The organism is Desulfoluna sp. CLI2B (genome assembly GCF_056847375.1).
The window spans coordinates 4508586-4521757 of record NZ_CP186557.1; the positions used below are offsets into that span (position 1 = coordinate 4508586).

The 13172-nt window shown below is 59.2% G+C and carries 14 protein-coding genes and 1 pseudogene; 12 read left to right on the top strand and 3 right to left on the bottom strand.

The genetic code is table 11. The features are described 5' to 3' along the window. Positions 1 to 156 precede the first annotated feature (156 nt). From ACOYW2_RS21000 to ACOYW2_RS21055, 12 genes and pseudogenes are all read left to right on the top strand, one after another. Positions 157 to 354, top strand: a complete 198-nt coding sequence (locus ACOYW2_RS21000) for a ferredoxin (RefSeq protein ID WP_180142996.1) — start codon at positions 157 to 159, stop codon at positions 352 to 354. A gap of 12 nt (positions 355 to 366) precedes the next feature. Beyond that, positions 367 to 1203 carry a DUF3786 domain-containing protein gene (locus tag ACOYW2_RS21005; protein ID WP_482417933.1) on the top strand — a complete coding sequence of 279 codons (837 nt, stop codon included), beginning with the start codon at positions 367 to 369 and terminating at the stop codon, positions 1201 to 1203. 122 nt (positions 1204 to 1325) lie between these two features. Further along, positions 1326 to 1751 carry a hypothetical protein gene (locus tag ACOYW2_RS21010; RefSeq protein WP_482767858.1) on the top strand — a complete coding sequence of 142 codons (426 nt, stop codon included), beginning with the start codon at positions 1326 to 1328 and terminating at the stop codon, positions 1749 to 1751. A gap of 172 nt (positions 1752 to 1923) precedes the next feature. Further along, positions 1924 to 3066: a (Fe-S)-binding protein gene (locus tag ACOYW2_RS21015; protein WP_482767859.1), complete on the top strand. Its 1143-nt coding sequence runs from the start codon at positions 1924 to 1926 to the stop codon at positions 3064 to 3066. 398 nt (positions 3067 to 3464) lie between these two features. Beyond that, on the top strand, positions 3465 to 4658 hold the full coding sequence (locus ACOYW2_RS21020) for an aminotransferase class III-fold pyridoxal phosphate-dependent enzyme (RefSeq protein ID WP_482767860.1): 1194 nt from the start codon (positions 3465 to 3467) through the stop codon (positions 4656 to 4658). Between the two features lie 76 nt (positions 4659 to 4734). Next, a pseudogene (locus tag ACOYW2_RS21025) lies at positions 4735 to 5010 on the top strand (MFS transporter); the annotation flags it as partial. 46 nt (positions 5011 to 5056) lie between these two features. Further along, a complete protein-coding gene (locus ACOYW2_RS21030) occupies positions 5057 to 5875 on the top strand; it encodes an MFS transporter (protein WP_482767861.1) in 819 nt (272 codons plus the stop codon). Positions 5876 to 5894: 19 nt separating this feature from the next. After that, a complete protein-coding gene (locus ACOYW2_RS21035; protein WP_482767862.1) occupies positions 5895 to 6260 on the top strand; it encodes a hypothetical protein in 366 nt (121 codons plus the stop codon). 79 nt (positions 6261 to 6339) lie between these two features. After that, positions 6340 to 7653 carry an FAD-dependent oxidoreductase gene (locus ACOYW2_RS21040; RefSeq protein WP_482767863.1) on the top strand — a complete coding sequence of 438 codons (1314 nt, stop codon included), beginning with the start codon at positions 6340 to 6342 and terminating at the stop codon, positions 7651 to 7653. 39 nt (positions 7654 to 7692) lie between these two features. Further along, positions 7693 to 8976 carry an FAD-dependent oxidoreductase gene (locus ACOYW2_RS21045; RefSeq protein ID WP_482767864.1) on the top strand — a complete coding sequence of 428 codons (1284 nt, stop codon included), beginning with the start codon at positions 7693 to 7695 and terminating at the stop codon, positions 8974 to 8976. Between the two features lie 290 nt (positions 8977 to 9266). Beyond that, positions 9267 to 9515 (top strand): hypothetical protein, encoded by a 249-nt coding sequence (locus tag ACOYW2_RS21050; protein WP_482417940.1) that lies wholly within the window; start codon positions 9267 to 9269, stop codon positions 9513 to 9515. A 78-nt stretch (positions 9516 to 9593) separates the two neighbouring features. After that, positions 9594 to 10661 (top strand): radical SAM protein, encoded by a 1068-nt coding sequence (locus ACOYW2_RS21055; RefSeq protein WP_482767865.1) that lies wholly within the window; start codon positions 9594 to 9596, stop codon positions 10659 to 10661. Between the two features lie 224 nt (positions 10662 to 10885). Here the strand turns inward: ACOYW2_RS21055 and ACOYW2_RS21060 are convergent, their stop codons facing one another. The 3 genes from ACOYW2_RS21060 to ACOYW2_RS21070 all read right to left on the bottom strand — a co-directional run bounded on the left by ACOYW2_RS21060 (position 10886) and on the right by ACOYW2_RS21070 (position 13088). Continuing rightward, on the bottom strand, positions 10886 to 11476 hold the full coding sequence (locus ACOYW2_RS21060) for a phage antirepressor N-terminal domain-containing protein (protein ID WP_482767866.1): 591 nt from the start codon (positions 11474 to 11476) through the stop codon (positions 10886 to 10888). Between the two features lie 100 nt (positions 11477 to 11576). Beyond that, positions 11577 to 12377, bottom strand: coding sequence for a DUF169 domain-containing protein (locus ACOYW2_RS21065; RefSeq protein ID WP_482767867.1), 801 nt, complete (start codon positions 12375 to 12377; stop codon positions 11577 to 11579). A 297-nt stretch (positions 12378 to 12674) separates the two neighbouring features. Next, positions 12675 to 13088 carry an EamA family transporter gene (locus tag ACOYW2_RS21070; RefSeq protein ID WP_180142972.1) on the bottom strand — a complete coding sequence of 138 codons (414 nt, stop codon included), beginning with the start codon at positions 13086 to 13088 and terminating at the stop codon, positions 12675 to 12677. Positions 13089 to 13172 lie beyond the last annotated feature (84 nt).

The window sequence follows — 13172 nt, forward strand, 5'->3', positions numbered from 1 at the left end:
CGATCCCTGTTCCTTTCCTCTCCCAGAACCGGAACAGAAAAAGGGCCTGCGGCTTCCCCGGCCGCAGGCCCAACCATCTTTTGAACTATTTCGAATTACGTGATATAGTCCCGAAAGTTTTACGCAATACCGTTTTAACCCTATGGAGGTTTATCCATGAAGCGTGTCCCGACTGTCGAGCTTTCCGACTGCGTCCTCTGCGAATTGTGCACCGACCTCTGCCCCGAGGTCTTTGTTATCAACACCAACGATTACGTGCAGGTGACGGACCTGGACACCTACCCCCAGGCAGAGGTTGATGACGTCATCAAGAACTGCCCTGCGGACTGCATCACGTGGGAAGAACAACCCTGACGGAGGCACCCCATGGCTCTTTCCGTTGTTGATCTGTACCGTGATATCCTGCCCAAAACAAACTGCGGGGAGTGCGGCCACCCCACCTGCATCGCCTTTGCGGGCCAGGTGGTTGCAGATGGTCTCTCCCTTTCCGAATGCCCCTACCTCTCCGCCGAAACCGTGGAGCGCTGCACCGTTGAGCTCAAGGAACAATACGCCAAAGGCAAGTGGGTCCGAAGAGACATGGCCGAAGACGCCCTGGCCTGGGCAAGGGAGCGCGCCTCAAACATGGACCCCGCCACCTTTCCTGCCCGGCTCGGCGGCAAGCTGGTCATGGAGGAAGGGGGACCGGTGTTTCATCTCCCCTATTTTTCCGACACCCTCCGTATCCGTGAGTTGACCATCGCCACCCGAACAGACCTTCCCCTCACCCGCTGGGAGCAGGTCTTCATCCTCAACCACCTTGCCCAGGGCGGCACGACATCCCCCACGGGAAAATGGAAGGGGTTCATTGAGCTTCCCAACACCACCTCCAAAATCAAGAACATGGTGGACAGCGTGGAAGACCCCATTTCCAGAGCGTTTTCCGACAACCTCCTCCTGCTGAGGGAGAGGGCCCTGGACTTAGGGGGCATCGTGGAGACCGAACATGCCGGTTCAGCAGACATCGCCTTTCGTTTCTTTGCCTTTCCCAAGGTCCCGGTCATTCTCCTCTTCTGGGATGCCGACATGGACGAGGGCTTTGAAGCCAAGGCAAAACTCATGTTCGACGAAACCGTCACCGACCATCTGGACATCGAATCCATCGTTTTTCTGGGAGAAGAACTTGCCGGGAGGCTGGTGGAATCAAAGCCAAAAGAACTATAACCCCATTTTTCTTTCAACAAAAAAAGTTGTGCATTGACTTCATTTAGAGTAAACGCAATACGGTGGAATTTGAGGATTCTTCAATCCATCCGTACTCTTTTCATGAAGCAATGGAGAACACCATGCTCGACTACACCATTCGCCCCGAACTCGCCCTGATTCTTATCTGGAACCGGGGCGAGACCACCCCTGAGGAGACCATCGAACAACTGGACATCATGCGTGGGGATCCAAACTACTCCCATGGGTTCGACACCCTCACCGACATCACGGACCTGACAACAGACTTTACCCGGCAGGAGATCGTCCAGATGGCACGATACTCCGAAAATCTCCCGCGCCCCCAAGCCGCAGAATCCACCAAAAACGCCATTGTCGCCCCTGCGGAACGCACCTTCGGCACCAGCCGCATGTTCGAGCAGCTGACCAACGGGTTCGTCCCCTTCAAGGTGGGCGTGTTCAGGGACTGGGCCTCTGCCCTCACATGGCTCGGGAAAGACCCCGGGGCCATGAACCATCTCCTGAACATCGGCTGCCCCCTTCCTTAAGCAAAATACCTCCAACCGACAAACTCTCCTCATTTCGCCGCGCCCGGGCCCCCCATCAATTTTTGTTTGCATTTCTCGCCGTTCCGGGCATAGAAATCTAAGATAGATTCCTGATGATGACCTTTGCCGTCGCGTCTTTCTCCATCACTGATTTTACCCGGAGGTTTGTGCCATGTCCGTCTTCGATCTCATCGATGTCCCCGCCCTTCTTGACTCCACCAACCAGTGCATCCAGTGCGAAGCCTGCCTGGAGGTATGCTGCACCTCCGACACCGCGGACGGCCCTGCCATGAACCCCATGGAACGCCTCACCGTCATAAACCGGAGCCTCAAAGGCTATGCGCCCCTGCCCGACGAGGTGAAGGCCCTTTATTACTGCACCGAATGCGGACGGTGCGACACGGTGTGCCCCCAGGAGATTCCCATCTCCCAGACCATTGCCGACGGAAAGGTGATGATGGTCAAAAAAGGATTCGGGCCCTTGGCCAAACACGAAAAAATGATCGCGGGCCTCCTTAAAAACCGCAACGCCGTGGGCAAACCCGCAGAAGAGCGCCTGGACTGGGTTCCCGAGCACCTCAAGGATAAAGTCCAATTCGAAGACGCCGAAGGGGACACTCTCCTGTACGTGGGCTGCCTCTCCTCTTACATGGACAAGGCAACAGCCGCCGCCTCCCTGACCATCCTCCTGGCCGCAGGAGAAAACGTAAAACTCCTGCGGGATGAGTACTGCTGCGGCATCTACCCGTACAACGCAGGAAAATGGGACGAGGCAAAAATTATCTTCACGGAGATGGCCGAGACCTTCAGGAAATCCGGGATCAAACGCATCATCGTGCCCTGTGCGGGCTGTCACCGCGCCTTCTCCAGCTACTACCCGAGGCTTTTGGAGGGTTTTGACATCAAGGTCCTGCACATCGCCGAGGTGATCAAAGAGCTCCTGGACGCTGGCCGCCTCACCCTGGCCCCGAAGACCCAAAACGTCACCGTCCACGACGCCTGCAAAATGGGTCGAAAATATGGTCTCTACGACATCCCCCGAGAGCTTCTGGCCGCCTGCGGCGCCACCCTCACGGAGCTTCCCGAAAACCGGGATCAGGCCCTTTGCTGCGGCTCCGGCGCCGGAGTCCGCTCCCTTGACGCCCCCCTCTCCATGAAGATCGCAGGCAAGGTCCTGAGCACGGCCGAGGCAGACACCCTGGTCTCCACCTGCCCCTTCTGCATCTTCAACATGAACTACACCTCCCGCAAAACAGAGGCCGGAAAAAAAGCCGTGCATATCGCAACCCTGGTCCAATCGGCCATGGTCCAATAGAGAAAAAACGATGACGGGCCCCGTTAGGGGCTCGTCTCCGCCCTGCTGTGCCCATGGTTGGCCCTGCACGTCAAAACTGTGCCCACACCAAATCCCGGAAATTGTGTCTTTTCTCCCGAAGCGTCCCGCAGTATGGTGACAGGCTCACACCTAACCCGGATATTTCACGAGTCGAGTGCACCCATATTCAAGGCATCAAAGCTGCAGATGTAGTGGTTTACCTCAAAGCTCTGAGAACGCAGAAGATGGGTGAGAAAAACAAACAGCAAACGCTAATTTACATTTTGAATTTTCAAAATAGCTGATATTTTCATTATAGCCATTTGAAATTATAGCATTTTTATTTTAACTGGTTGTTTTCCCATGAAATATCCGGGCCAACGATGGAGGAAAAAACCATGGGCCCTGTCATCTGGTTCCCCGGCCATGAAAAGCAGCTGGGCACCATCGCCAGCGCAACAAACTGCAGCCTCTTCGACGAGAACGGCAAACGGTACACAGACCTGGAGTCCGGTGTGTGGTGCACCTCGGTGGGACACGCCCACCCGCGAATCCTCGGGATCATGGCCGAACAGGCCGCTCGCCTTGCCCACACGGGCTTCAGCTATTCAACCCGGGTGGTGGAAGCAGCCGCCGAAGAGATTCTTGCCCTCCACGGATTTGAGGGCGGGGCCTGCACCTTCCTCTGCTCGGGCAGCGAAGCCGTGGAGTACGGGGTCAGGACGGCAAGGCAGCTTTCGGAGCGCCCCCTCTTTCTCACCATGGCCGACTCCTACTTCGGCGCCTATGGCTCGGCCAGTACCCGGAGCACGGACCATTGGACCCACTTTGACTGGTCCGGATGCGACACCTGCCCCCATGCCGGTCCCTGCGGCAGCACGTGCTCGACATGGGAAAAAATTCCCTTTGGCCGCATCGGAGCCTTTCTCTTCGAACCCGGCAGCTCCTCGGGGTTTGTCCGCTTTCCCCCGGAAAAGCTCATCAACGGTATTGCCCGAACCGTCCGCCAGAACGATGGGCTGCTCATCGTCAACGAAGTCACCACCGGCATCGGCCGCACAGGCCGCTGGTTCGGCTATCAGCACTACGATGTGACGCCGGACATCGTGGCCATGGGCAAGGGCATCGGAAACGGCTACCCGGTCAGCGTCGCCGCCTTTTCAGGCACCGTCACGAAGCGGCTGAACGCCACCCCCGTCCCCTATGCCCAATCCCACCAGAACGACCCCCTGGGGGCCGCCATCGCACGTGAGGTGATCCGCATCATCCATGACGACAACCTCATCCGGCGAAGTTCCGAGCTTTCGACACTCCTTACCCAGGAGTTACTGGCCATGCGGAAAAAACGCCGTCTCCAGGCCTTCCGGGCCAGGGGTCTCATGGTCGCCATGGATATCGAGGATCTCCCCGGCGCCCCTGTAACCGACAGAATCCACCGCCGCCTCCTGGATGAGGGCTATGTCGTGGGCCGCAGGCCTGGCACCAACACCCTGCGCATCGACCCAAGCCTCACTATCGAAGAGAAGGACCTCCGGGGATTTCTCACAACCTTTGACGCCCTGCTCGCCGCAGAAGAGACAAACCATGCCTGACACACCCCGGACACCTTTACGCACAAAGGCCGGTATCGCCTGCCTCATGGTCATGACCGCCGTTGCCACGGTGTTCATGACCCAATCCATCTTCCTGGAGATTTCCCAGGCCTTTCACATGGACATCTCAAAGGCCCGGTTTGCCTTCAGCGGGGCGTCCCTGTGCTATGCGGCGGCCTTCTTCGTCATCGGCCCCCTGGCAGACCGCTTTGACCTGCCCAGAATGGCCCTCATCGGCCTTGGGGCCCTTTTGGCTGCCATCCTCTTTGCCTCAACGACTCCGGGCTTTGCCACCTTTGTCATAGCCATGGGGCTCATCGGCTTCAGCGCGGCCCTGGTGCCGGCCTCCATGATCCCCCACATGACCCGGCTGGCCCCTCCGGACAAGCGGGGCCTCTATGTGGGCGCAGTGCTCCTGCGCCCCTGGGGAGTGCCCGGTCTTCGGACGCGTGGCCGTGGGACTCCTCACCGCCCACCTGGGCTGGCGCGTGGCCTTTCGCATCGTCGCCCTTTTTCTCCTGATCCTTTCCGCGGCAGGCTATGCCCGGCTGTTAGAGCCCGCCCAAAAGGAAAAACTCCCGGGGTATCCCCTTTGGGATCTCTACCTCAACGCCGTTCGCCTCGTGTGCCGTCCCCGGCCCCTGGCCCTTCTGGCCACCGGATTCTTCCTCTTCTTCGGGTTCCTCGGCATGGTCACCTTCCTCACCTACCGTCTCACGGCCCCGCCCTTTCTCTTCACCGCAGGGGAGGTGGGCTGGATCAGCCTGGCCGGGGTCACCGCCCTCATCGCCCCCTTTGCTGGCAGCCTCTCCCAGAAAGCAGGGCCGTACCGAATCAGTCTGCCGGGTCTTGGCATCTGCCTGGTGGCCCTGCAGCTCATGGGCTGGTCCCAGTCCGTGCCCCTCATCACCCTGGGCCTGCTCCTGCTCTTTGCAGGTGCCTACTGCTGCCAGCCCCTGATCTTTCTCCTCATAGGCGCAAGCGTCCCGGACTCGGCCCTGGGCAGCGCCTCCTCCCTGTACATCCTCGTGTGCATCGGCGGCGGCAGCCTCTCCTCCATGGTCCTGGGACCGGTTTGGGCCCACTGGGGCTGGACCGGCGTCACCATTGCCTGCTCCCTCTCCCTGGCCGCCGCAGCAGGGGTCCTGGGCACCCTGGCCAGCCGGGAGCCCCACCACGGCGAGAATGCGGAGACCGTGCCATTGCCCCTCAAGTAAACAGTGGCTTACGGTTAAAGTGACCGACAAAAAGAGTGTCTCCGGCGGCGAGGTGAGCCATCTTGAAATCATATTGCCCCTGCGCATACGACCCGCCGGAGGCAACGGGACCGTTACCCGGACCGTTGCAAAAAACCTGTTGAACCCGCCCCGCAACTCACGTAGTATAAGTAAAGATATCAACAACAACCACTTCACTACCTTTCTGAGTTCCACCCACCGGGCATCCGCAAGGGCCATCCCTGATTCGGTGGGCCCCTTCACATCGTCGACATCACTTATCATCACCCAGCCTGATGCGTCTTTGTCACGCACCATGGTCTCCCCAGAGCTACTCACCTGCGGCAAGGCGCCGCCCCACGGGGAGTCCCACGTCATACCCTGATATTTTTCTGGTGATATGCCGGAGCCACTTCACCGGCAATGCACCCCTGTTACCCGTTATGCTCTCAGGAGGAATATCCATGCAGCACACCTACGATGCCGTCGTGGTGGGGTCCGGCCCCGGCGGAGCCACCGTGGCCCGGGGCCTTGCCATGGCCGGAAAAAAAGTGGCGATCCTTGAAAAGGGAAAGGAGCACCGGAACCTGGGCACCTACGCAGGGGCCTTGAGCATTGTGGAAAAAGCCGGTTTCTTCAAAAGCAAAGAGGGTGTTGCCATGCTCATGGCCTCCTCCACGGGCGGGGCCACCACGGTCTACTCGGCCTCGGCAGCCATGCCGCCCCCCTGGCTCAAAGAGCGCTACCACATCGACCTTGGCCCCTACGCCGATCAGACCTGGACGGAACTCAAGGCAGCCCCCCTTCCCGAAGCCCTTCTGGGAAACGCCTCCCGCCGCATCATGGAGACAGCCAACCACCTGGGGTACCACTGGACCCCCACCCCCAAGCTGTATGACCGGGACAAAATCGAATCCGGTTGCCGGTGCGGGGCGGGCACCTCCCTGGGCTGCTCCTGCGGCGCCAAATGGACGGCCCGGGAATACATCAAGGATGCGGTGACCCACGGCGCCCACTTGCGAACCCGGGCCGAGTGCACCGAGGTTCTGGTGAAGGGCGGAAAAGCCACGGGCGTGCGGGTACACCTTGCGGGCCGGGACACCGAAGAGTTCTACGCAGACAAAATCATCCTGGCCGCAGGGGGCATCCCCACACCGGGACTTCTCCTCAAGGCGGGCATCCAAAGTGCGGGCAGGCAATGCGTCATCGATCCCACCGTACTCCTCTACGGCATCTCACCCTTTGAAGGCTCCCACACCGACCCCCTGGTGAGCGTGGACACCTGGGAGTTCTGCGACAGCCACGGCGTCCGCATGGGCACCCTCATCGACCCGAAACTCATGACCCTCATCAGCCTGGGAAAAACCGGCCTCAGGCACCTGCCCAAAGGCCGCCACTACCATCACATGGTGGGCATCCTCATTAAGATCAAGGACACCCCCGGAGGCTGGGTGGACGCCTTCGGCCAGGTCTCCAAAGAGCTCACCAAAGCCGACTTCGACAAACTTGCCATGGGCAAAGAGATCGCCTCAGAGATCCTCACGGCCTCGGGATGCCACCCCTCGACCCTCGTGGCAAGCCCGGTGCGGGGGGCTCACCCCAGCGGCACCTGCGGCATCGGCAGCGTGGTGGACACCAACCTCCAGACCGCCATGGACAACCTCTATGTCTGCGACGCCAGTATCTTCCCCGAAGCCCTGGATCGCCCCACGGTCATTACCCTCATCGCCTTCGGCAAACGCCTGGTGGATCACCTGGTAAACGGAAAAAATGCGTAAAAACGCCATACCTGATGCAAGAAACAACAGGAGCCAAGCATGCACATCATGGAAACCGAGACGGTGGTGATCGGAACCGGGCCGGGGGGAGCGACGGTGGCGCGGGAGCTTGCGAAAAAGGGAAAAAGCGTTGTCCTTCTGGAGAAGGGAAAGGCCCGGGACTGGTCCGTGGGCAACCCCCTGGCCTATGCGGCCATGTACGACATCCGCAGGTCCAGGCAGGGGATCCTGGTGCGGCGGGGCATCACCCCGGGGGGCTCCACCATGATCTACTCCGGCAATGCCTACGATCCGCCGTCGTTTTTAAAAAGCGACTTCGGCATCGACCTGGCCACCGAGGTGGCCGACATCAAAGAAGAGCTGAACATCCGCCCCGTTCCCGACCATTTTTACCAGCACTACCCGGGCACCCGGAGGCTCGTGGAAGCCGCTGGGGAGCTCGGCCATGCCATGAAGCCCCAGGCACGGTTCATCGACTCCGACCTCTGCGATCCCCATTGCGACAGGTGCCTTTTCGGATGCAAGCGGGGCGCCAAGTGGACCGCCCGATCTTACGTCAACGACGCGGTGGATGCAGGGGCCCGCCTTGTGACGGGTTGCGATGTCCGGGAGATCCTCCATGTCAACGGCACGGCCAACGGGGTTGCGGCCGAAACCGACCGAGGCCCCCTTGCGGTCTTCAGCCGCCGGGTCGTCCTTGCGGCAGGGGGCATGGGGACCCCTGAAATCCTCCACCGGTCCGGCATCAAGGGGGCCGGCACCCACTTTTTCACGGACCCCATGGCCGTGCTCCTTGGCGAAATGAGGGAGGGTCCGGGCACCTTTCGGGAGATCACCTACACCTTTGCCGACGAATCCCGCAAAGGGGAGTTTGTCTTCGGCAACGTGGGGGCGGTCAACGCCTTTGTGGCCCAGCTTGCCGCAAAAAATATCTCCTCCTGGCCCCGGGGCGTCCGCATGAAAAAGCTGACAGGCATGTTCGTCAAGCTTTGCGACGAGCCCTCAGGTGAAATCCGGGCCGACGGCTCCTTTCACAAGGCCTTCACCCCCAAGGATGAGGCCCTCATGGCCAAAGGCATTGAGGCGGCAAAGGCGGTCATGGTGCAAGCAGGGGTCCGGGCCGACACCATCGCGGTGGCCAAGGGCATCGGCGGCCACCCGGGGGGCACCGCAGCCATGGGGCGGGTGGTGGGCCCCGACCTGCAAACAGCTGTCGAGAACCTCTACATCTGCGACAACAGCATCATGCCTGTCTCAGGGGGCACGCCCCCGGTTCTCACCCTCATTGCCCTGGCCAGGCAGTTTGCCGGAAGACTCGGTTGAAAAGCCGGACCTTCGCAGCCAACATTGCGTTGATAGTACATTGAAATTAAGATATATTTATATATAACACACGAGATTACGCTGCGCCCTCATCCGGCATCACGCGTTGTGACGGCCGATTCCATCGGCCGGGCTTTCCATGCTTTCCCAAACGGCTCTCCGCCTCAACGGCCACGCCCCACCGTTACAAAACAGGCAATGTTCAATCACTAAAAAATCCGTTTTTCATGAGCCCTCTTTGAGCTGCCCCGCATACCCGTAAACCATGACACACATGGGGAGGCTATGTGATGCCAAAGAAAATCATAGAAAACGCCGAGGCTCTGAACCTTTCGGAGCTGAAGAACATGATACTGGCAGCGGAGAATCATAATATTCCCATCATGCCGGCCGAAGGACCGTGTGGTGGCTGCGACCTTGTCATCAAAACACCTGTAAAAACAGCTGAAGGGCCCTGCGGCGGGTGCGATGTTGTGACCCCGCCAAAAAATCAGGCCGAGGGCCCCTGCGGCGGATGCGACCTGATGAAAACCCTGTAGTACCTTGATATCACCAGCAACACCCGGGGCAGCTCAAATCCTTATACCAACCACCCGCCTTCCTTGAAAGGATCCGCCATGGACGCAAACTGGACCCATCCGCCAAAAATTTTCCAGTGGGACACCACCTCGTCATGCAACCTCAATTGCCGCCACTGTCGAGCCAGCAACCTGGATCGCAACGACAGGGACCTCTCCTTTGACGAGGCCGTGGACATGCTCAACCAGGCAGACCAGATGGCCCCGGGCGCTGCCCTGGCCATGGCCGGTGGAGAGCCCCTCATGCGGGACGACCTCATTGCCCTGATGGACCACATCAAGACAAACCTCAGCCTCTCCATCGAGCTTCTCACCAACGCCACCCTCATCACAAAAAACAACGAAGAGGAGTTGTGCCGGTATGTGGACGGATTCAATATCAGTATGGAAGGGTCAACGGCGGAGGTGCACGATCCGGTGAGGGGCAAGGGATCATTTGCACGAACCCTTTCGGCCGTGGATCTTCTCACCGCCCGTGGGGTCCCCCTTGCCATTCGCATGACCTACTTCGGCCAGGGCAAAGAGGAGGTGGAAAAACTTCTGGTCATGATCAAGGAACACGGCGTAACCACATTCAACTTCCGCTACGTGGTGCCCGTGGGCAATGCCACCGGGGCCGTCTCCGATCCCCTGGAGCACAGGGACGTCAGCCGCTTTGTGTGGGAAAAGGGAAATGACCTGGGCCTCACCGTGGGCTTCAGCGACCCCTTCCCGGAGCTCCTCGTAAACCCCGGTCGCCTGAGCGAAGTGGAGTCCGATGAAGAGCTCTTTAACGGTGTGGCCGTCACAGGGTGCTCCGTGGCCTTTTCCCTCATGTACATCAACCCCCAGGGGGTGGTGCAGTTCTGCCCTTACTTCCCCGTGGTGGTGGACCGCATCCAGACCCGCCCCCTTAAAGAGATCTGGTTTGAAAACGAAAAATTCAACACCTTCCGCTACTCCCGCTCCTTTTTAAGCGGCCAGTGCGGTGAATGCAGGTACAAATTCGCATGCGGCGGCTGCCGGGGTGCGGCCTACGCCACAGGTGACTACCTGGGCTCGGATCCGCGCTGCTGGCTGACCAAAGAGGAATCACGCCAGCTTCAGGAGACCCTTCCCAAAGAATGAAGAAAAAAAATGACGACCCCAAATCCAATGCCTCCGGCGGGTCGCTTTTTTGAAAAAAAACTCCGCAAAAAACGTTTCGAAGCACGGGTGCGAAAATATCGGAATTATTTCGGCGGAGCCTATGAATGATTACTTGAGACCTGTTTATCAAACTTTTTAAAAGTTTGGCCCCCGGCAGGGCCGCCGGAGGCTTTTTTGATCTGAATAGTTACGATAAAATCAAATCAATGCCGCCCCAGGGTCCCCAGGACTTGCTCGATGACGCTCGTGACACGGCTTTCAAGGGATTCTGCCTCTTCTCCGGACTCTGATGATGCAGAGGGTTCTTCAAAGGGATTTTCCTGAGGCCCATGGCCATCACCATGGCCTGTCGCCGCATCCTCAATGTCCCTTTCCATGTTTTCATCACCCGCCCCAGGGATCTCCACGGGCTCTGCTCCCCCTTGAGACCCGTGCCAGTAACCGAACAACGCCTCCAGGCTCTCCTGCTGAAAGGCCCGCACCTTCTCCCGGACGCTTTCAGCCACCTTGTCGGCATTGACGGAGAGCAGCCAGCCGCTAAGCTGATACAGGGGCAGGCAAAGAAACTCCCGGGTCCTGCCGTCCGTGCCGTCCATGGCAAGGAAACGGCAGGAGAGCTTCGAATCGTGCTTCAGGCGGCTCCGCTCCCCGGCCCAGCTCAGGCCCAACCCCTCGCACAGGGGTTTTAAGGGCACCCAGTCCAGCTCATCCTGTCGGAGAAGGGAAAGGGGGTTCCCATCCAAAATATGGGTAACCAGGGCGGGGCACAGGTCCGGTGAATCAACTGTTACCATGTGGTATCACTCCTTGCAGGCGTTTGAAGGTCTTATCGAGAGGTGTTCCTATCACAAATCGCCTGCGTTTTCATTTCCCTTCTCAGACCCGCCCGGGCCGTCAGCTCCTTACCTGCCTCCAACTCCGGGTCCCCGGCATGCCCTCCTCCCACCGGTCCACCATGGCCGTAAACAACTCAACGGGAACGGCATAGGTCACCTCACCTTTGCCCAGATAACGCAGGCCGTTGGTGTCAAACCCTCCGATGACGGCCCACTGCCGTCCCTCCCCACGATACCGCCGCGGCCAGGTGATCATCCCGCAACACCCCTGGCCAAAGGGCACCCGCACGGCCTCCGTGTCTCCCGTCAAGAAAACGGTCAAGGCGTTTAAGGCGATCATGGCCTCGCGCTGGGGAAACAGAATCACGATCTCGGGCATATCTCCGTCCTCAAAGAGGCCTAAAGGCTGAATCACGAGATTTGGTCCCGAGGCCTTAGGGGGCTTGATCTCCTCGTAAAAGGCCTTTCCCTTTTCCGGGGAGTCCAGATAGCACTCGCCCTGCATCTCTCCTGGGATCCCCGTGGAGATCAGGGCGGGCTCAAAGGGCTCGTAATAAGGCTTGAACCCCATGTAAAAGGCGGCACCCAGGCACCCGTAATGAGTCTCGTCAAAACAGGCCGGTGCCTTGTTCCGGCGCGCCCGCCTCACCGTGCCCAGGGCACACGACAGCCAGTTGATGCCCCCGTCTGACTCTTCCGGCAGGCGACTCACCGGTACCTGCGCCTTGGGAGACACCGCGCCAGGAGGTTTTCTTTCGGTGTAAAAAAGCCCCATGGGCTCTTCGTTCAAACCAAGGACGTCCATAAACGCCCGAAGCCTCTCCTTGAATTCTGCGCTGTGTATCGTCTTGTTTTTCATTTCTCCTCCCTAAGCCGTCAAGGTGCCTCCGGCGGCCCTGCCGGGGCTAAACTTTTAAAAAGTTTAACAAACAGGTTTTTAGCCGCACCCTGCTTTCAAAGTGTGTTAAACGGGCCTCTCCTGCAAAACCGGTTGCCACATGTCAGCCATCACGCGAATGCCCCGAAACCGTTTGCGGGATGTGTACTACCTCCATGCATTCGCCATAGGGTTTCCAGGTGCCCCACCTGGCCGCCGGAGGCTTGCTTTTGCTCCAGACTTTAACCATAGAAGGCTGCCCCTGTTGCCAGGCCATGGTTACGATGCAAAGAAAAAGATGGCCGCAAAGGCGCTCAGGATGCCCAGGCCTTCCTTGAGGGTCACGGGCTCTTTGAGCACAAGGCAACCCAGGGCCACGGTGATGATGGGGGACATGGAGGTAAACATCGCCACCACAGCCACCTTCCCGGACTTCACGGCAAAGAGAAAGCCCAGGGCTCCTGTGAGGCCGATGATCCCGGTGGTGATGCCGAGGCACACCCCTTTCACATGGACCTCCGGCCGAAAATCCACCAGGGTGAGAACAACCAGCCCCACGATGGCGGCCCCGATTGTTTCGTAGATCATGGCGCTCATGGGGCTGATGTACTGGGTGGTCAGCTTGGGGATAAATCCCCACAATCCCCAGCACACCAGGGTCACAAGCGCAGGTGCTATCCAGTTGGCACTCATCGGATTCCCCTCCTTACATGTCTGTGTACGATGATGTGGTGTTGAACCGTTTACTTTCACCGTAGCAGGCCACCGTCCCCCAAA

Coding starts and splice junctions, on each gene's coding strand:
- ACOYW2_RS21005 (WP_482417933.1), top strand. CDS start 367: ATGGCTCTTTCCGTTGTTGATCTGTACCGTGATATCCTGCCCAAAACA.
- ACOYW2_RS21040 (WP_482767863.1), top strand. CDS start 6,340: ATGCAGCACACCTACGATGCCGTCGTGGTGGGGTCCGGCCCCGGCGGA.
- ACOYW2_RS21065 (WP_482767867.1), bottom strand. CDS start 12,377: ATGAAAAACAAGACGATACACAGCGCAGAATTCAAGGAGAGGCTTCGG.
- ACOYW2_RS21050 (WP_482417940.1), top strand. CDS start 9,267: ATGCCAAAGAAAATCATAGAAAACGCCGAGGCTCTGAACCTTTCGGAG.
- ACOYW2_RS21060 (WP_482767866.1), bottom strand. CDS start 11,476: ATGGTAACAGTTGATTCACCGGACCTGTGCCCCGCCCTGGTTACCCAT.
- ACOYW2_RS21010 (WP_482767858.1), top strand. CDS start 1,326: ATGCTCGACTACACCATTCGCCCCGAACTCGCCCTGATTCTTATCTGG.
- ACOYW2_RS21045 (WP_482767864.1), top strand. CDS start 7,693: ATGCACATCATGGAAACCGAGACGGTGGTGATCGGAACCGGGCCGGGG.
- ACOYW2_RS21015 (WP_482767859.1), top strand. CDS start 1,924: ATGTCCGTCTTCGATCTCATCGATGTCCCCGCCCTTCTTGACTCCACC.
- ACOYW2_RS21055 (WP_482767865.1), top strand. CDS start 9,594: ATGGACGCAAACTGGACCCATCCGCCAAAAATTTTCCAGTGGGACACC.
- ACOYW2_RS21000 (WP_180142996.1), top strand. CDS start 157: ATGAAGCGTGTCCCGACTGTCGAGCTTTCCGACTGCGTCCTCTGCGAA.
- ACOYW2_RS21030 (WP_482767861.1), top strand. CDS start 5,057: ATGTGGGCGCAGTGCTCCTGCGCCCCTGGGGAGTGCCCGGTCTTCGGA.
- ACOYW2_RS21070 (WP_180142972.1), bottom strand. CDS start 13,088: ATGAGTGCCAACTGGATAGCACCTGCGCTTGTGACCCTGGTGTGCTGG.
- ACOYW2_RS21020 (WP_482767860.1), top strand. CDS start 3,465: ATGGGCCCTGTCATCTGGTTCCCCGGCCATGAAAAGCAGCTGGGCACC.